The organism is Maridesulfovibrio salexigens DSM 2638 (genome assembly GCF_000023445.1).
Taxonomy (GTDB): Bacteria; Desulfobacterota; Desulfovibrionia; order Desulfovibrionales; family Desulfovibrionaceae; genus Maridesulfovibrio; species Maridesulfovibrio salexigens.
The window spans coordinates 1,173,080-1,191,601 of record NC_012881.1 but is presented as its reverse complement, the minus strand read 5'-3'; the positions used below and the strand labels follow the sequence as shown (position 1 = coordinate 1,191,601).

The window sequence follows — 18,522 nt, the reverse complement described above, 5'->3', positions numbered from 1 at the left end:
TTTATTTTCCAACGCAAAAATTTTCGAAAATTGAGTTCAACACTTCCTGCGGCGTAATCTCCCCGGTAATTTCGGAAAGAGAACTGCAAGCAGACTCAAGACGCACCCCAAGCAGATCATAAGGTACCTGCATAGCAATATCACCCATAAGCTCTTCAAGCTCTACGTGGGCTTTTTTCAGTGAAGCAGCCTGACGAGAGTTGGGCACCAATTCATCGGGATCAGGCTCACCTGCACCTTGGAGGATATGCTCACGGATCAGCGCAGCCAGCCGCTCAATACCCTGACCCTTTTTGGCTGAAATTTCAACAACCTCATACCCTGATTCGCGCATAATTACGGCAGGAGAAGGATCAGCCTGTTCAAGGTCGGACTTATTGATTACCGCGAGACATTTGTCAGCCATATCAGCAAATTGCGGATCAAGATCAGCAAGGGCGAACGGCTTGGAACCGTCAATAATCAACAATACAAGATCGGCCTGAGACGCCAGATCGCGCCCCATGTCTACACCGGCAAGCTCAACAGCATCGCTGGTCTCGCGCAATCCGGCGGTATCAACCACCCGGACCTGTAAACCGTCAAGGTTTAAAGTTTCCTCGATAAAATCACGGGTAGTGCCGGGAATATCGGTAACGATGGCCCGGTTACGCCCAAGCAGTGCGTTAAGCAAACTGGATTTACCGGCATTTACTTTTCCGGAAAGGACGGCAAGCCCTCCTTCGCGCCACGCTTTTGTGCGCTCTACACCGGAGAGAATTTCAGAAATATTTTTAACTGCATCCCCAACTTCAGACTGCATCTGTTCCAGGGGAAGGCATTCCAATTCGTCTTCAGGAAAATCAACAGCTACACAAAGCTGTGCACGCAGCTCTTCTAAACGAAGACGCAAACCGCTGATACGCTCGCCAAGCACACCGGAGAGTTTCACTTTAGCAAGCTGGGCAGCTCCGCGTGATGGTGCATGAATCATTTCCGCAACAGCTTCAGCCTGCGTCAAATCCATACGACCATTCAAAAAGGCTCGCAGGGTAAATTCCCCCGCATTGGCCAGCCTAGCACCTTTGGCAAGAACTTCGCCGAGAACTGCACTGAGAATAGCTCTGCCACCGTGACAGTTAATCTCAACGGTATCTTCACCCGTATAGGAATTGGGCCCGGGCATGAACACGGTCAATACATCGTCTATCTCAACGGAATCCGCATCGACAATAGTTCCGTAATGCATGGTGTAAGGCTTAAAACCGGAAAAGGAATCCTTTGCCGGATGGAAAATATCTTTGGCAATAGATAACGCCTGTTCACCGCTGATGCGTATGATCCCGACCCCGCCGTCACCCGGAGGTGTAGCAATGGCAGCAATGGTCCCGGTGGAAGTGATGGACATTTCAAAATCTCCCTGAAAGAAAGGATAAACCCCGCAGACATAAGTCCACGGGGTTTTCAAAGTCATTATTCACCGCTCGTGAACAATTAGTAACGGTTGTAGCGCTCGCTGTTGTAGTTAGCGCTGTTTCCGTCTTTATTGCGGTCATTACGGCGGTTGTTATTGTAGCGCGACTGACGGTTACCGAAGTTGTCATCCTGATAGCGGTTGCCGTAACCGTTATCAAAAGGAGCAGGACGGTTGAATTCTTCGCGGTTGCCGAAGTTCTCATCTCGTTCCTGATTATAATTGTCATTGCGCTTGTTGTAATTGTCGTTACGCTCGTTACGACGACCACGGTTGTAATTATCGTTACGGTCATTACGTCCGCGATAATTATCATTACGCTCGTTACGATCATTGCGTTCGTTACGGCGACCACGGTAATTGTCATTACGCTCGTTGCGGTCATTACGGTCGTTACGATCGTTGCGATCGCGACGTCCCCTGCTGCGGTCATTGCTGCGGGAATCGTAACGGTCATTGCTACGATTATAGCTATCGTTGCGTCTGCCGCCTCCTCCGCCTCCGCTACGACTGCGGCGGGGCAGTATCAGTACACGCTTCATGGGGCCTTCGCCCTTACTGCGGGTATTGACGTGCTTGTCTTCCTGCAAAGCCATATGCACGACTCTGCGGTGGTAAGAACTCAACGGTTTAGTGGACTGAACGCGTCCGGTGTGCATAGCCTTATCAGCAAGATGCCAAGCCAACTGGCGAAGCTTTTCGTCCTGACGCTCGCGGTAGTCACCGGTGTCAATCTGTACGCGCACGGACGTCTGCAATTTCTTGGAGACCATACGGTTACAGAGGTATTGCAGGGAAGACAGGGTCTGTCCCTCGCGGCCGATAATCAGGCCGGAATTTTCTTCATCATCAACCAGAACGTTAACACGGTCTTCGCCCACTTCGATTTCGAGCTTGGGCTTATCCTGAATGATGGGTTCAATCATCGTTTCAAGAGCTTCACGTACAGCGGCGGCAATCTCTTCAGGATCACCTTCCATAATGCTGCGCGGTTCGCGACGTTCTTCACGCTCTTCAATCTCTTCTTCACGCCCTTCTTCAGGTCTATCAGCAACTGCCGGAGCAGGAGCCTCATCCCTGACTGCGACTTCGCTTTCAGGCTTAACTGCAACTTCACCTTCTTCCCTCACAGCAACTTCAGCCTCAGGCTTAACTGCGGGAACTTCTGGTTCAATGCGCGGAGCAGGAGAGTTCTCTTCTTTTTCAACCGGAGCCTGTTCCTCTCTGCGACGATCAGATTTAGGTCTGGACTGTCTCTTTTCAGGCTGCTCTCTTCTCTGCTGACGACCTCTTCCTCTTCTGGAATCATCGTTCAGCACAGAACGGTTATCTCCACCCCTAGGACGTGCTTTCACTTTAGCGTTTTTCTTTCCAACCAGGCCGAAAACCCCGGTGGAACCTCCACTGATGATCTCAATCTCAAGTTTATCGCGATTCAGACTAAAATGATCACAGGCATTATTAATCGCCTCGTCCAAATTTTTCCCCTGGAATTCCATGAATTCGCTCATTCTATCTCCTGATTGTTCTTCACTCCATTAAATCCGATCAGCTTGTTACGCGCTAATTTTTAACGTTGCGCATCATCATCCACTGCTGTGCAATTGAGAGTACGTTGTTCACCATCCAGTACACAACCAGCCCGGAGGGGAAGTTGAGGAACATGAATGTGAATACGAGGGGCAGAAACATCATGATTTTCTGCTGGGTCGGGTCGCCTGCGGAAGGAGTCATTTTCTGCTGCAGGAACATAGTCGCACCCATCACGATAGGAGTGATGTAAAGCGGGTCTTTTGCCGAAAGGTCGGCCAACCAGACAATATCAGTAAAAGGCAGGAAATGGACAAAATCAGCATGCCTGAGGGCAACTGTTCCCATCAACGCCTTGTACAATCCAAAGAAAACCGGAATCTGCAGCAGCATGGGCAGGCAACCACCTGCGGGGTTGACATTGTATGTCTTATAAAGCTGCATCATCTCTTTGTTAAGGGCTTCCCTGTCATCGCCATGCTTCTCACGAAGCTTGGCCATCATGGGCTGCAGACGCTTCATCTGCTCCATGGACTTGTAGCTCTTGTGGGACAGGGGCCAGAAAAGAATCTTGATAACGATGGTCAGCAGGATAATCGCAATACCGTAGTTGTTGGTATACTGGTGGAACCACTCAAGAGCCACAACAAGCGGCTTGGCAATAATATCAAACCAACCGAAGTCGATAGCCTTGGAAAGTTCACCGGGGACTTTCGCCATCAGCTGGGCATCCATGGGACCAAAGTAGTAGGAACAGGCCAGCTTGCGCTCAATGTCCTTATCAAAGGAAACATTCTGTTCTGCTGCAATACGGAAAATATCATCCTGAAGCTTACCCTTCATAGTAACGGAATCAGCACCGGGAACAAGGGCGAGGATGAAGTAGTTGGAGTCAATTGCGGCCCATTCAACTTTGCCGGATTCAGTCACACCGGTTTCGCTAAGAGTGTCGCGGTCGCTTTCTTCGACCAGACCTTCAGCGTTGAACCATGCGATTCTGGTGGGGTTGTAACGGTCATCAGCAGCGGTGAGGCTCTTTGTTGCAGTGGTAAATGCAATACGTCCCATGCCGCTGGGATTGGACTTGTTAATTACCCTTACGTCCTCGTCTATGAGGTAGTTGTCTGCGTGAAAAGTAAGCCTGCGCTCAATTCTGAAACCTTCCACATCGCCGCGAAAAATAAGTGTACCGAGCTTGTCGCCTTCAAGGTTGAGGTTTGCACCTTCGTAACCCCAGACGCCGTTAGCCCAGGTTGCAATACCGTTGAGAATCAGTCCCATGGGAGCTTTATCAAGAGCATTGGTACCGACCATGTCCACATCGGGAGAGTCAGCATCAATAGTTGCCTTGAATTTTTTAAGCTTGAAACTTTCGAGAAGGCCGCCCTGTGAATTGATCACTGCGGAATAGAGGGGAGTTTCAACGGTAAGTCTAGTTCCCTTAGCGGAAACAATAGCGCTTGTGGAAGCGGGATCGGGCAGTTGGTTTGATACAGGACCGGCGACACTGGAATCAACGGCCTGATTTGGTTGAGCGGTTTGCTCCTGCTGTGCAGGCGCGGGCTGCTGCGGCTGGGGAGGGAAAAGGAACTGCCAGCCGAGAAGAACTGCAAACGAAAGGGCTACAGCCAAAATAACGCGTTTATTATCCATGTCTTTTTTTTCTCACTAAAAATTTGTCCCTCAGATCAAACCGGGACTGCGCGGTGGAACTTTTTCATGGGCGGGAACGGGATCGTATCCGCCCTTACATAGCGGATTACAACGCAACAGACGCCACAAAGTATACATCCCCCCTTTTAGCACTCCATGAAGGGATATAGCCTCTATGGCGTATTGCGAGCAGGTTGGATGAAAGCGGCAACACCCCGGAAATAACGGGGATATAAACTTCTGATAAAAGCGTATCGGGTAAAGAAACAGAGTCCGCATTCCCTGATTTCTCATCACTCTCCGCCACAGGAAAGTTTATTTATCTTTCCGACCATGGGGAGAAGTTCTTTTTCGGCAAGAGCATAGGTTATGGTTTTGCCGTCCAGAGCACGCTTAGGCACAATAATTATGTCCGCACGCACCTGAAAAATTTCCTGATTAATCCTGAAATAGCTTCTCAAAACCCTTTTTATCCGGTTCCTGACAACAGCAGGTCCCTTCTTTCTGCTCACGGTAAGGCCCAAACGGACCCCGCTGGGGCCGCTACCATGACACAGCACAAAGAGAATGAAACTCTTTGTGAAGAGCTTTTTTCCCTGCTCATAGCAGAGATCAAATTCAGGCTTCCTAAGGAGTTTGTGCTCCTTTTTCCAACTTAAACGGCTAATCTTTTACGACCCTTTGCACGACGTCTTGCGATAACAGCACGACCGTTTTTGGTGCGGGAACGAACGAGAAAACCGTGGGTTCTTTTTCTTCTACATTTGCTAGGCTGGTAAGTTCTTTTCATTGTTCTATTTCTCCAAAAATTAATAACGTTAGTAGAGCCGGAGAACAAATTCCGGCTACGAGGAACGGGAACATATATCCCCTACTTCAGATATCGTCAAGAAATGTTTTCAATGTGACCGTGCAGCTAAGTGCTTTTAATCTCACTCTGAATAATCTATGCTGCTGCAAAACGAAAACAAGTCCGCATAACCCGATGCGGCCATACTGTCAAAGTGTATTCATACATAATGCTGACGTAAAGTTCTCTCAACTAGGTTAATAACTTTTATCACGTGCGCATTTTTTTTTCACCGCTTTTTTCATATATTTTTCAAGCGGCAACTTTTTAACGGTCTCACTCATGTGCGGCTGAAATGATTTCAAGGAGATGCAAATGAAACCCGTTCAAACTTTCTGGGATATCAAACTCGGTGAAATAAAAGAAGTATTCGAAGACAACGGTTACGAAACATACGTTGTAAAGAGCCAGAAAGCTGCGGCCTCTCTGGTTCTGGACAAAATCATCCCCAAGATGAAACCCAAGTCCATCAGCTTCGGCGGCTCCATGACTGTTGTTGATTCCGGCCTCTATGATAAGGTCAAAAAACTTCAGAAAGTTAAGGTAATTGACACCTATGATGTCAATCCTCCCATGGCAGAGAAAATCGAACGCCGTCGACAGGCTCTTTTAACTGACTTATTCATCACAAGTGCCAACGCATTCACCGAAGAAGGCGAACTGGTCAATCTTGACGGCACAGGCAACCGCGTTGCAGCAATGGCTTTCGGACCCCGCAATGTTGTAGTTCTCGTGGGCCGCAACAAACTCTGCCCTGACCTTGATGCAGCTGTAAGTCGTATCAAAGAATACGCTGCCCCGGTAAATGCCATGCGTCTTAAGCGCAAGACTCCCTGCGCTGTTACTGGTAAATGTCAGGACTGTAACTCCAAAGACCGCATCTGTAATGTCTGGGGAATTACTGAAAAGTCCTCACCCCAGGGACGCATCCACGTAGTATTCATCAACGAAGATTTAGGCTTCTAATTTTATTGCCTCCGGCGGTTGGGTAAGGGGAAACTCTTGCAAGAATTTCCCCTTACCCAACCCCCATCACCTTCAGAACCTTTTAACAAGTCTTCGCCGTTAGCGCGAATAATTATCCTCTCGAAATTGGATTCATACCTTGAGTAAAAAAATACACACTGACCATACCCGCAGCTATCGCAACAACGTAGCCCTATCCGGCAGCGAGACCTCTTTTCAGGTTGTTGTCGAGCAAACCGATTTATTTATTGTTGCTGAGAAGGTCTTAAAAGAAGAAGCACTAGATGCTGTCCATGAAATTCGTGGCATTATGCAGGCCCATTTCGTGCTCAATCCTGATTTCGCAACCAGCCTTGTACCTGTTGCTGTTCCTGAGGAAGTCCATCCTGTGATCAAAGCTATGGCTGATGGTGCTCTTGCCTGCGGAGTTGGTCCTATGGCAGCTGTTGCCGGGGCGGTAGCCCAATATGTTGCCGATAAACTGCGACCCTTTTCTTCTAATGTTATTGTAGAGAACGGCGGCGATATTTACATGCATTCCACTTCATCGCGTAAAGTTGCCCTGCTCTCAGAACCGGACTCTGGGGCAAAAATCGGCCTCGCAATCGAAGCCGAGGACTTTCCGCTTTCCATCTGTTCATCTTCCGGAACAATAGGCCATTCACTAAGTCTTGGCAGCGGCGATTTGGTTACTGTTCGCGCAAAGGATGCACGGTTTGCCGATGCCGCAGCAACTGCTCTCGCCAACCTGCTCAGATCCCCTGCCGATGTGCCGCTGGTCATAGAAAAAGCCCGCGCTCTCTCGGAACACGGGCTTGAAGGTGTTTTCGTACAATACGATTCAAAAATCGGAGCCTGGGGCGATCTGGAATTGATCGCACTTTAAATTACTGACTTACAGCACGCTCAATGGCCATAAACGGAGGACCGTTGTTGTCTTCACGGCTTTTGGAAAGGGCCATGCGATAGCCGAATGAAATGTAAAGTGGACCTGAATCAAGCATCTCCGGCTTGAGTTCAAAATCAAAAGGGATCCCCTTACCCTCTTCCAGAGCTTCAGGTGAGAAGACCTGTAATCCTTGAGCCAGAACTTCACCATCCATGTCGCTTAAGTAGCCCTGAATCCAAAGCTCACCAATCCATCCGGCCCACATAGGCACGTTATTTTTCTTAACGTAAGCTTTACCACGAAGACCGAAGCTGTCTTTACGCGGCACAATTTCATAATCAAAAGTCATGAACTCCATCTGTATGGTCCGTGGGGTTTCAAGCTTCCACGACTGCCGCTCCAAATGCGAAACTCCGAGATGGACACATCCGGATATGGCAAACAATAGAATTAATAGAACAGCACAGTTAGCAGGCTTCAGCAATTTCATCGAATTCTCCTAACCGACCCCGTTATAGTTTTGATTCCACGGATTTTACTTTACCGTGCAGCCGATCGACAGCACCTTTACGGCAATCAGCTTTCATCAGCATATAAATTCGCTCGCAATCTGTTTCAAGAGCCTTATAACATTTTGTAACCACACTCATAACCTCTTCCCATTCACCTTCAATGCAGGTTCCCATAGGACCGAGCTGGCATGGCAGACCGCATTCGCGAATAATCTTCACAACCCTTGCAACATAAGGGCTAACACTTTCACCTTTGTCTGTGGGAAAAATTGTTAATTCAACAAGAACACTCATTTTCAAATTCTCCATACACGTTGACACTGGTTGTCAACTCATTATAAGTTCGGCCTCCCGAATACCGACACTTAAATTACCCGCTATAAGTTTTACAAGGAGTAAACTCACATGGGTGAATATTATATGCCTGCGGAAAACGATGGCAAATTCAAACAATTAATGACCTGGATCAAGGACAAAAAACGTCCCCGTCCCTCTTTTCCGCGCGCCATTCAGATTCAAACCACAAGCTATTGTAATGCCATGTGTTTGTTCTGCGGCTGGAAACACACTCATAATACACAGCCTCAGGGCCATATGGAAGATGATCTTTTCAAAAAAATCATCGATGAGACCAGCAAACATTTCATTGGTCGCATCAGCCCTTATTTAATGAATGAGCCGCTCATGGATAAAAAAATGCCTGAGCGTATCGCCTACATTGAAAAAAACAAAAAGCCTTTCACCCGCACCAAGATCAATACTAACGGTGCCCTGCTCACCGAAGACATGAGCGAAAGACTCATCGAATCCGGTCTGCGTCACCTCTGGGTTTCCGTTCAGGGCTACACAGCTGAGACTTACACTGAATCAATGGGCATCAAGAAATTCAACATCCTTGATAATATTGATAAGTTCCTCGACATTAAAGAGAAGAAAGGTGCCAAGCGTCCCAAGGTTTCCATCACCACCCTCGATACTACCATCGTTCACGATGAGCTGGAATACGCGAAAAAGCATTGGGCTAAACGTGATGTAACCTTCAAGATTCACCAGCTGGATAACCGTGCCGGAGACGATATCAGTAAACTGAGCGCCCGCAAACCCCAGCTCAAGCGAGACTGTGACCTATTCCTCAAACAGGCCTACGTGCTTTTTAACGGGGATGTGATTATCTGCTGCCACGACTGGCGCAGAACCGTTGTACTCGGCAACCTCTACAAAAACACCCTTGAAGAAATCTGGAACTCGGATCATTTCATTTCCCTGATCCGCCAGTATCAGGAAGGTGATTTCACTAACCTTAAGATCTGTAAGACCTGCACTGGCTAGATTTTAAAATATTTTGTATGAGACAACAGGCCATGGCATCTTTTATGGCTTGAACACACAAACTTTTAACGGGGATTTTATGAAAAAGAGAATAGTAATGTAATCCGTCTGCTGACGGGTTGTTTCCGCGGCAGGCGGAGGACTCCGGTTTTACTCTGGTTAAGGCATGAAAGTGCCTGCTCCAACAATCCAAAACAACAGGAGTCATCCAATGACGCAGATTAATTACTCAAAATCATCAAAATATACTGATCTGGACACCATCTACGCACAGTGCAGCGGTCCCGGAGGACTGAAACTCAGTGACTTCATGGCCCAGAAAATGGGCATCCGGCCCGATACGCGACTGCTGGATGTAGGTTGTAACCGTGGGGTTCAAGCCTGTTTCCTTGCCAAGGAATACGGAGTATCCGTATTTGGTATTGATCCTTGGGATGACCGCATGGACGGCAGACCGATGGTGGAACATGCCCAAGCCAACGCACAGCAATGGGGTGTGGAAAATCTTGTTTTGACTCAGAAGATAGGTGTACCTGAAACACACCTTGCCTCTGAATCATTCGACTTCGCCACCTCGACAACTGCGCTTGAGATGGTTCGCGGTATCAGTGGAGAAGAAGGTTATATCGAGTGCCTTAAGGAAATTCGCAGGGTACTCAAACCGGGCGGAATCTTCGCCTTGGGCGAGCCGATGCACCTTGATGTACCTTTGCCCGAAGACTTGGAACCGTACGTTTCACAACCGGAATTTCCGTGGAAGGAATGCTTCAGGACTGTTGACAGCACTGTTGCCGACCTTAAACTAGCCGGATTTGAAATCGTCGAGAGCGGCTATGCTCCCGATGCGTGGGACTGGTGGATGGAATTCGCTAAGCATGACCCTTTCTGCAAAAAGGACCCGGACGATGATCCGAAAACCCTTGCTGTAGATAATGGACGCTGGACCAGCTTCGGCTATATAATCGCCAAGAAATAAAAAAAGGGGCAGACTCTCAGAGTCTGCCCCTTTACTTTTTAACCCATTCTTCGTTGCAGCAAAATAAAATCCGCCACCGTGAGCATGGCCATAGATTTAAGTACCGGCACAATGCGAGGGATAGCGCAGATATCATGCCTGCCCCCGATCTTAATCTCGGTTGCATTGCCGTCACGGTCAACGGTCTGCTGCGGTTTGCTGATGGATGGAATCGGCTTCACATATGCACGGACAACAACATCCTGCCCACTGGAAATACCGCCGAGGACACCTCCAGCATTGTTGCTGCAAAAGCCATCGCCATCCATAAAATCATTATTCTCGCTTCCAAGAGCATCCGCTGCCTTACAACCGGCACCGATTTCAACGCCTTTGACCGCCCCCACAGACATGAGCGCATAAGCAAGGCGGGCATCAAGCTTATCAAAAACAGGCTCACCGAGTCCGGCAGGCACACCTTTGATGCAAACTTCCACAACTCCGCCAAGGGTATCACCCTGTGAACGGACTTCTTTGATCCGCTCTTCCCAACTGGGAATAACATCAGGATCAGCAGAGAAGAAAGGCAGTTCGTGCGCTTTTTCGGGAGCTTTGACCTCTCCGTCAATTCCACCGATTCGCACGGTGTAGGCTTGGCAGCTTATGGATTGCTGACGCAAAAATTCCTGTGCCACTGCCCCGCCAGCTACACGGGAAACAGTCTCACGTCCGGAAGAACGCCCTCCACCGCGATAATCGCGAAAACCGTACTTGGCGTCAAAGGTCCGGTCTGCATGTCCGGGCCTGTATACATTCATTATTTTGGAATAATCGTGGGAGCGCTGATCAGTGTTCTCGATGTGAAAACCAATTGAAGTCCCGGTTGTACGGCCTTCAAAAACACCGGAAAGAATCTTGACCCGGTCCGCCTCTTTGCGGGCGGTGGAAGCAATGCCCTGTCCGGGCTTGCGACGATCCAATTCAAGCTGAATAATCTCTTCGCTAAGTTCAATCCCTGCCGGACAGCCGTCAATAACTCCTCCAAGTCCGGGGCCGTGGGATTCGCCGTAGGTGGTTACCTTAAAAATCTGGCCGAATGTATTGCCGCTCATATTATTTCTCCCCTTTGCTGAAGGATTGGTAGCTATCTAAAATCTCACTGCAAACATCTTCGATCGAACCGGAACCGTCCGCTACAAGATTTGCACAACCGGAATAAAGGTCCTCTCGCGCATCCAGTACTTCGCGGATTTCATCGACAATGGACTTTCCGGTAAGCGACGGACGCTGATCATGATTTGGATCGGACAGCAGACGGTTAGCGAGAGTTTCTACGTCCGCTTTAATATAAACTGTAAAATTATCACCTAACAAAGTTCTGTTTTCCTCACGGACAACAATTCCACCGCCGCAGGAAATGACAGCATTCTGCTGAACGGATAATTCGCGAAGCACTTCCGCTTCCAAATCACGGAAGCCATCCCAGCCATGCTGTTCTACGTACTGCGCAATCTCGCAGCCTGCTTTTCGCACAAGCACTTCATCACTATCGAAGAATTCAAGACGAAGCTTATCGGCAAGTTGTTTTCCTACAGTAGTTTTACCGCAGGCACGGGGACCGATCAGATAAATATTGGATACCATAATTCTCCCGGTTGATAATGGGCTGTAAAAAATGTTTTATTTATCAGATACATTTAGTACAACCAGCAGTGTACATTGAAGAATAAGAATTGCCGACTGCAAAATGCATGTTTGTGGATAGAATTATCTACCGGACACGATCCGGTTTGTACCGGAAAATTTTCTAGAAAAGATGATCACAGGCAGGACTGTGAGGAAACGAACTGAAAAGCAGTCAGCGGATGCGGATAATTAACCGGAAAAATAGCAGGCTTGTCAAGCCTCGGAGAAAAACATGCCCTTAAAGACGCAAAAAGGATTGATCCTGATTCTTTCTATTTTACTCTTCACTTTCTCCACTGCCCCACATTCACAAGCCGAGACAGCCACGCAGACTTTACTTAGCATGGTCGAAACTCTTGATGCTGATATCAACCGACAGGACTTGGCTGTAAAGAAACTCAATCAGCATATTCCGGCAATGATTGAGAAATATGATGCACGACTGCACACTGCTCAGGTCCGGCTGGATCAGTTAAAAATGCTTCGCGGAATGGCCAAGCAGACCCCGTGGTCGTACCGCACGGTAATAATGCAGCTCGATGATGTGCAAAACTTTGTTCAGCTGGCAAAATCAGACCTGCTCATTGAAAAAAACAGACTCAAGAAGATTAAACAGGGCTTTGATGTCATAAATGAAATTCACTTTAAAACTAAAATCACCGATCCGCGACTAAAACAGAAACTCGCCTCAACCAGAGGTAAATATCTCCGCGTCCGCGATGATGCTGCTACACTGAAAAAGACCATTGATGCGGCCCTGCTCAAATCAGACAAGTTGATTGAGTCCATGAGCGAGGACCACGAAGTCACTCATAACTTTTATGCTCAGACTTTAACTAATTTCTATTTCGAACCTAATTTAATCCTACTCTTCCCACAGGCATGGAATGATATCGGCTATTCTTTTGAAGAATGGCGTGACAGCTTCACCAAATTCTACCATCCGCTCATCGTCTGGGTTGACTGGAGTAACTTCCTGATAATCATGAGCGGCATTACCATTGTGCTTTGGCTCATTCTTCGCACATCGGTAAAGAGAATGCTTTGCCGGCCCATGTTCAGCAACCACAAACTTTCATTATACAACACCGGGCTGTTTCTCATCTCGCTGGGTACGGCAATTCTGTTTGCCCGTATTTTCACTCTTTTCACTGCCAACCAGATAACCGGATTAGTATGGACGGAGGCCATAACACTAGGGGCCATCATCTGCACCCGTAATTTTCTCTGGGCCCGGGAAAAAGTTCAGCCTGCACCGCTGATCTACACCCCTATGTTCATCCTTTGGAGCCTGATGACCGCAGGGGATATCATGCATATGCTGACCCTGCCTGCGGAATGTCTGTCCGTAGTTTGGTTTGTGCTCAGTCTCGCCGGTCTTGCAGCTTTGCATTTCAACCGCAACCGCTACACTCTCCAGATTACCCGTTCCACATCCAAGGCCAACAAGGTCATCCTTTCCGGCTCGGCACTTTTCACCCTGCTGGGCTTCGGAACACAGGCAATGATGCTGACCCAGATATGGTTTCTCTTTCTGGTGACTATAAAGATCTGCACAGCCCTGAAAACAATCCTCATTACTGACCTTCCTCAGCCGGAATACCAGCCTCCGGAAGATCAGGAACTCGGTGAAGAAGAACAAAAGAAATTCGAAAAGGGACTGCGTGAGGCGCTGCACCATAACCAGATGGTCCAGCTTTTTTATCCGCTGTCTGTTTCAGTCATAATTTTTATGTTCATCGGCTGGGCCACATCCTACATGGGCGGTATTCCCTTTGCCCGTTTTGTATTCCGGCACATGGACATGAATATTGCCGGAGCGGATATTTCAATCAAAAACCTTTTCTACATTCTGATTCTTTTCTTTGCTGCACGGCTGGCCCTTTTCTGGCTCAAGTCTTTTGTCAACAACACTTCAATCAATGGACAGCGCATTGAGTCGGCACTGGCCCACACCCTGTCCACAATCGGATCATACATTGTCTGGGTGGTCTTCCTGCTGACTTCCTTCTTCCTGCTGGGCATACCCATGTCTGCTCTGACATGGATAGCAAGCGGCCTCTCCATCGGTATCGGTTTCGGTATGAAGGATATTGTCAGCAACTTTGTCAGCGGACTGATTATTCTTTTCGGCGGCTCGATCAAGAAAGGCGACACCCTGCAACATAAGAAGATCATCGGAACTGTGATTGATGTTTCCATCCGTAACACCACCCTTAAGGCGCTGGATAACAGTATGGTTATCATTCCCAACTCCAGCTTTCTGAAGGGTGAAATCGTCAACCTCAACTATCAGGACACCCGCATAAGGGTTACAATCCCGGTCACTCTTGTCCCTGGTTCCAAGGTCAAGAAAGCCAAAAAGGTCATGCTTAAGATAGTTAAAAAGCATCCTAATGTGCTCAAGGACCCGGCTCCGAATATTTTATTCAAGCGCTTTGGGAACTTTGGTTTGGACTTTGAAATCCTTTTCTGGGTAAGTCATTTTGAAGATAAATTCCCTACGGAATCCGATATTGTAGATGAACTGGATCAAAAATTCCAAAGCAAGAAAATTAAAGTCGCTTTCCGCGGTATTAAAACTAAGTACAAACCGAAAGGTGACGAAGCTGCTCAGATTGCAGCCCAGCGTGAAGCTCTCAAAGAAAAACGCAAACTCGTCAGCAAATGTTTCAGGTCAGCTGCCCTGCGTAAACACCGCTTTTTGAATAAGATTGAAATGGATAAACCGGAATAACGGAAGGTTCACACACCCATGCGCGAGTAGATTTGGCCTTGCCACTGGATACGGTCAGCACTTTTTCTTTGCAAGAATAGGTTGGGACATGCGCAATATAGCACTCTGCGTGGTTGATTAAATATAACTATTGCCCAGTGGGGAATTCGCAGTCGGCAAAAATCTCTACATTACGTTTTTTTATTTCCGCACATATTTGACAATATTCATGTAGCAAATTGTGGATCCAACTAAGGTCCTTATTAGACACCCCTGTCAATTTTGCATGTTGAATGTCAACAAAATATCCACAATCCTTCAGCAATAACAACAACGCTATCAAATCATTGTCTAATGAAGAAGAGCAATTCGTATCAAGTAGCTTGTCTATCAGATGTTGAGTTCGAATTCGTATATCATCAAGATAATTAATCCAATTCAAACGTTGAAGTTTATAATCTACTAACGGAGCTTCTGAATTTGGATCAATGTTTTTTAAAACGTCTCTAAGCAAACCATCTGAATCAAAATTATCTATATTTATATTAATACCAGACTTATTTGAAAAATCTGTAAACATTCTTTGGCAATTTCCTACTACCCCAGAAGACCATCTGCGTGCAATTGGGTATATCTTGAACGCCTTCAATACATTGTCGGCGTGTATGGTAAATAAATAAAACATAAAACTTGCGACAACAGAATTCGCTAATCCAAAAAATAAAATCCCTATCTCATGCATTCCATCAAATGGCTCAGGCATTTTATCAAAAGCAGTTATTTTAAACACAGCAAGCAGCAAACAAAAGCATGCAATAAGAGCTAGACTTAAAGGTATTTTTTTAACGAACAACTTTAAATAACCGAATTTATAATCTTTGATAACCAACACTTTCTGCTCCAAATTTATAAATACCGTTAACAATACGAATGAGACATATACCTCCGCATATTGCATTGCAAGATGTTGAAAATGGAAAAATCCCCGACATTGAAGGATGCCAAGGGATTTTTTATGTGAAATAAAAAAGAGGGGGATTGCCTTAGCAATCCCCCTCTCCAGTTTTACTTTGATTCCACCGGGAAACCGGATCGATACCATTGATGCCAACCACCCAGAAGCGTGCTTACATTGGTAAAGTCCATCTTCTTCAACTTCCGCCCCACACGGGAGCTTGTGTATTCATTGGGTCAAGCACAGTAGATTATTATCTCAGCATCCTTGGGCAGTTCTGAGGCCCATTCCTGTTCCTTTCCCGGCTTGCCGCGGATAGCGCCCTTAATCTTGGATGAGCTGCCCCGCCAGTCAGAACCACTACGCGAGTCTACAATTACCAGCCCTTCCGAGCCAAGCTTACGCTCCAGATAGTCACCCGAAACACGGGGAACATCCTCAGCACCTGCCACGAGCGGGAAAACCGCAAAACTCGCCAAAACAGCAAGCACCGAAGCACAGAGAAGCAATATTAAACGGTTGCCCATTATTACCTCCACGTATTTTGTATATTAATAAATGATCAACTTTGGGACTCATTTTAATAATACCAAATCAAAACCGCAGGACAAGTAAAAACAGGCAATCCCCCTCTATTTATAACTGACGATGTTCAGTTCTTCATCTTCAGGATCATCTTCAACCGGTTCACTCTGAACTTCCTCACCTTCTTCAGAACCAGAAGAGTCTTCGCTATCCTCTTCGGATTCAACTTCTTCCAGAGGAGGATAGTCGCAATACTCCTTCATGGTAAAACCAAGAGCGATACCAGCAACGGCAAGACAACCGATTGTATAAAGGAAATAGTTTAGAAATTCGATATGCAGGCAACAGACTGCGGCGGCAACAGCATGCAAACCTAAGGTCAAAAATCTGGGCAAATAGAAGCGTCTGGCTCGACGCATGGCAATAATGCCCAGAAGGTCAATCAACGCATAGGAACCGAACCAGAAGCAAAGTCCTGCGGAAATAAGAGACTCCAGTTCATCTTTCCCTGCCCAGCCTTTAGCCAGCATGATAGCGATAATTGCGCCCAGAAAAACCGCAGCGCCACCGACAGCGTAGCTGGAATAATCTTCGGCAAGAACCCCGCGTACCTTGTAACCGAAAAGGCGAAACAGAGCACAAAGGCCTGCAAAAGTCGCAAATACGATTGTTCCGCCCATGAGCAGAGTTCCTTTGCCTTCGAGAACCTGAGCAGCAACAGCAAGATGAGGAACTGTTGAATTCAACAAGTCATCAGGAGAAGCAACCAGTAAAGCAGCCCAAACGAAAAGCCCCAAAGCAACAAGTACTAGCAGAATCGCCGGAAACGCACGAGAGCCTTTATTTTCATAAACCAACGGCAGATCAAATCCGATAAAAGCGAACACGCCCAGAAAAATCAATTGCATCCAGCCTATAGGCCCGGCAGCAGCCAATCCAGCAGGCATTAATGGAGCAAACATTCCCGGCAACTCGGTAGGATATCCCATTCCTCCGGTAACAGGCTGGTTAACCATTACCGACACATACACAAAGAACAGAAAAGCCAAGGTCAAAGTGCCACCGAAAAGATCCCCGGCATATTTCTTTGAAAGGAAGCAAGCCCATACAGCAAGGGCAAGGATAGTGAATGAGGCGCCCAGATTAGGGAAAGAAGTGATGAAAATTTCATTAACCGCATACCCGGCAATACCCAGCCATGATACAGCCAGCACGGTCAGGGTAAAAAAACGGGCTGCATCAAGAAACCCGAAAGCAACACGGTCTACAGGGGTGGCCCGGAGTTCCCCGGAAGAGAGCTTGTCCATGCTGCGCGCGGTGCAGATTGCTGAAAGTGCGGCCAGAACAAGAATTCCCAGAAAAGCAGCTCCCCCCAATCCGGCACCATGTCCGGCGGCTTCAAGCCCTCTCGGTGACATCATTACTGCAAGAGATGTGAATATACCGCTCATTTTATACCCTCCGGTGTATGTAAGAAAGCGCAACGGCTATTATAACAATAAACAACTATAGTTTCAAAAAACAAACTTCCTGTCCGCTAAAAAAACGGACAGGAAGCAATAATAACATAAGGAAGGCCCTGAATATGGCCTGATTATTTGGAAATGTCTAGAAAGCACCCATACATTCATCCATAGTGTCGTATATAGGCAAGAAGGATACAAACCCCGAAAGGTCAAAGACTTCCCTGATGTAATCCTTAAGGGAACAGAGCATAAGTTTACCATCCCCGCCTTTGAGTTCTCTGGCTGCTTTGAGCAGAACACGCAAACCGGCACTGGAAATATACTCAAGATTTTCAAAATCCAGAATGATCTTGCTTTCACCATCCTGAATCTGGCTCAGAAGCCTTTCTTCAAAATCATTGGATGTATTCGAATCAAGACGCCCTTTAAGCTTAAAGGTAATAATACCGTCGTTTTTAATCTCACCTACTTCAAGACCCATCTTTTCCTCCGTTTTCCAAATTTACCGACTGGTAAGCGGCAATGCCGATCTGTTAAATATTAAAATCCGCGCTGCGGACTACTTATCTAATTAGGTTTATAAAGCTATTGAATATTTTTGGTCAACGTCAATTTATTCCTGCCGTCCTTCCATTCATATTCAATACTATCCATCATTTTACGCATGAAATGGATTCCCAATCCACCTACCTTGCGGTCCTCACATTTACAGCCCATGTCCGGTTCAGGTGCGTCAAGAGGGTTGAATTTCTTGCCGTCATCCTCAATCCAAATGGTAAGTACTCTATCTTTCAGCTCGATGAATATATCAAACTTATGCCTGTCCGACTGGCAGCCGTAACTGACAAGGTTAGTAAAAAGTTCATCAAGCACGAGATTAAGTTCAAACACAGTTTTATCAGAAACACCGTGTTCACTGCCGAAATTTTCTATCTTTTCAGCCAGAACCCTGAGCTCAGAAATATCGGATTTCAGGGAGAAAGAAGAAGTGACGCCAGCCTCAGCCTGCGTCTCAGGATTATTTACCAAAACCATAT

Annotated in this window: 20 protein-coding genes; 5 read left to right on the top strand and 15 right to left on the bottom strand. The window is 47.0% G+C overall.

The genetic code is table 11. The annotated features are described in order from the left end of the window. Position 1: 1 nt before the first annotated feature. The 6 genes from mnmE to rpmH all read right to left on the bottom strand — a co-directional run bounded on the left by mnmE (position 2) and on the right by rpmH (position 5,426). On the bottom strand, positions 2 to 1,381 hold the full coding sequence (mnmE, locus tag DESAL_RS05370; RefSeq protein ID WP_425357285.1) for a tRNA uridine-5-carboxymethylaminomethyl(34) synthesis GTPase MnmE: 1,380 nt from the start codon (positions 1,379 to 1,381) through the stop codon (positions 2 to 4). A gap of 92 nt (positions 1,382 to 1,473) precedes the next feature. Next, positions 1,474 to 2,964, bottom strand: coding sequence for an RNA-binding cell elongation regulator Jag/EloR (gene jag, locus DESAL_RS05365; protein WP_015850950.1), 1,491 nt, complete (start codon positions 2,962 to 2,964; stop codon positions 1,474 to 1,476). 52 nt (positions 2,965 to 3,016) lie between these two features. Next, positions 3,017 to 4,636: a membrane protein insertase YidC gene (gene yidC / locus DESAL_RS05360; RefSeq protein WP_015850949.1), complete on the bottom strand. Its 1,620-nt coding sequence runs from the start codon at positions 4,634 to 4,636 to the stop codon at positions 3,017 to 3,019. A 30-nt stretch (positions 4,637 to 4,666) separates the two neighbouring features. Continuing rightward, the gene (gene yidD, locus DESAL_RS20010; RefSeq protein WP_015850948.1) at positions 4,667 to 4,915 is read right to left on the bottom strand and encodes a membrane protein insertion efficiency factor YidD; all 249 of its coding nucleotides are present in this window, start codon (positions 4,913 to 4,915) and stop codon (positions 4,667 to 4,669) included. Between the two features lie 14 nt (positions 4,916 to 4,929). After that, positions 4,930 to 5,304, bottom strand: coding sequence for a ribonuclease P protein component (gene rnpA, locus DESAL_RS05355; protein ID WP_015850947.1), 375 nt, complete (start codon positions 5,302 to 5,304; stop codon positions 4,930 to 4,932). Beyond that, a complete protein-coding gene (gene rpmH, locus DESAL_RS20005; protein WP_015850946.1) occupies positions 5,292 to 5,426 on the bottom strand; it encodes a 50S ribosomal protein L34 in 135 nt (44 codons plus the stop codon). Before rpmH ends, rnpA begins: the two co-directional genes overlap by 13 nt. A 375-nt stretch (positions 5,427 to 5,801) precedes the next feature. On the opposite strand from rpmH, the gene DESAL_RS05350 reads away from it, so the two are divergent. Further along, positions 5,802 to 6,452: a lactate utilization protein gene (locus DESAL_RS05350; protein ID WP_015850945.1), complete on the top strand. Its 651-nt coding sequence runs from the start codon at positions 5,802 to 5,804 to the stop codon at positions 6,450 to 6,452. Between the two features lie 139 nt (positions 6,453 to 6,591). Beyond that, positions 6,592 to 7,338 carry a UPF0280 family protein gene (locus DESAL_RS05345; RefSeq protein ID WP_015850944.1) on the top strand — a complete coding sequence of 249 codons (747 nt, stop codon included), beginning with the start codon at positions 6,592 to 6,594 and terminating at the stop codon, positions 7,336 to 7,338. 1 nt (position 7,339) lies between these two features. Here DESAL_RS05345 and DESAL_RS05340 read toward each other — a convergent pair whose 3' ends face one another. Further along, a complete protein-coding gene (locus DESAL_RS05340; protein WP_015850943.1) occupies positions 7,340 to 7,831 on the bottom strand; it encodes a hypothetical protein in 492 nt (163 codons plus the stop codon). Between the two features lie 22 nt (positions 7,832 to 7,853). Next, positions 7,854 to 8,147 (bottom strand): MTH1187 family thiamine-binding protein, encoded by a 294-nt coding sequence (locus tag DESAL_RS05335; RefSeq protein WP_015850942.1) that lies wholly within the window; start codon positions 8,145 to 8,147, stop codon positions 7,854 to 7,856. A gap of 111 nt (positions 8,148 to 8,258) precedes the next feature. Between DESAL_RS05335 and DESAL_RS05330 the strand changes: the two genes are divergently transcribed. Both DESAL_RS05330 and DESAL_RS05325 read left to right on the top strand, forming a co-directional pair. Beyond that, positions 8,259 to 9,182, top strand: a complete 924-nt coding sequence (locus tag DESAL_RS05330; protein WP_015850941.1) for a radical SAM/SPASM domain-containing protein — start codon at positions 8,259 to 8,261, stop codon at positions 9,180 to 9,182. 211 nt (positions 9,183 to 9,393) lie between these two features. Further along, a complete protein-coding gene (locus tag DESAL_RS05325) occupies positions 9,394 to 10,158 on the top strand; it encodes an SAM-dependent methyltransferase (RefSeq protein ID WP_015850940.1) in 765 nt (254 codons plus the stop codon). A 38-nt stretch (positions 10,159 to 10,196) separates the two neighbouring features. Here DESAL_RS05325 and aroC read toward each other — a convergent pair whose 3' ends face one another. Together aroC and aroL are read right to left on the bottom strand one after the other, a co-directional pair. Continuing rightward, the gene (aroC, locus tag DESAL_RS05320) at positions 10,197 to 11,249 is read right to left on the bottom strand and encodes a chorismate synthase (protein ID WP_015850939.1); all 1,053 of its coding nucleotides are present in this window, start codon (positions 11,247 to 11,249) and stop codon (positions 10,197 to 10,199) included. 1 nt (position 11,250) lies between these two features. Next, a complete protein-coding gene (gene aroL, locus DESAL_RS05315; RefSeq protein ID WP_015850938.1) occupies positions 11,251 to 11,781 on the bottom strand; it encodes a shikimate kinase AroL in 531 nt (176 codons plus the stop codon). Positions 11,782 to 12,055: 274 nt separating this feature from the next. On the opposite strand from aroL, the gene DESAL_RS05310 reads away from it, so the two are divergent. Further along, positions 12,056 to 14,560, top strand: coding sequence for a mechanosensitive ion channel family protein (locus DESAL_RS05310; protein WP_015850937.1), 2,505 nt, complete (start codon positions 12,056 to 12,058; stop codon positions 14,558 to 14,560). Positions 14,561 to 14,687: 127 nt separating this feature from the next. On the opposite strand, the gene DESAL_RS05305 is transcribed toward DESAL_RS05310, so the two are convergent. From DESAL_RS05305 to DESAL_RS05285, 5 genes are all read right to left on the bottom strand, one after another. Further along, positions 14,688 to 15,431, bottom strand: coding sequence for a hypothetical protein (locus tag DESAL_RS05305; protein WP_157046923.1), 744 nt, complete (start codon positions 15,429 to 15,431; stop codon positions 14,688 to 14,690). 173 nt (positions 15,432 to 15,604) lie between these two features. After that, entirely contained in the window at positions 15,605 to 16,021 is a 417-nt protein-coding gene (locus DESAL_RS05300) for a rhodanese-related (seleno)protein (protein WP_263577266.1), read from the bottom strand. 105 nt (positions 16,022 to 16,126) lie between these two features. After that, positions 16,127 to 17,470 (bottom strand): APC family permease, encoded by a 1,344-nt coding sequence (locus DESAL_RS05295; protein ID WP_015850934.1) that lies wholly within the window; start codon positions 17,468 to 17,470, stop codon positions 16,127 to 16,129. 157 nt (positions 17,471 to 17,627) lie between these two features. Next, entirely contained in the window at positions 17,628 to 17,966 is a 339-nt protein-coding gene (locus tag DESAL_RS05290; protein WP_015850933.1) for an STAS domain-containing protein, read from the bottom strand. A gap of 104 nt (positions 17,967 to 18,070) precedes the next feature. Beyond that, positions 18,071 to 18,520, bottom strand: coding sequence for an ATP-binding protein (locus DESAL_RS05285; protein ID WP_015850932.1), 450 nt, complete (start codon positions 18,518 to 18,520; stop codon positions 18,071 to 18,073). Between the last annotated feature and the right edge of the window lie 2 nt (positions 18,521 to 18,522).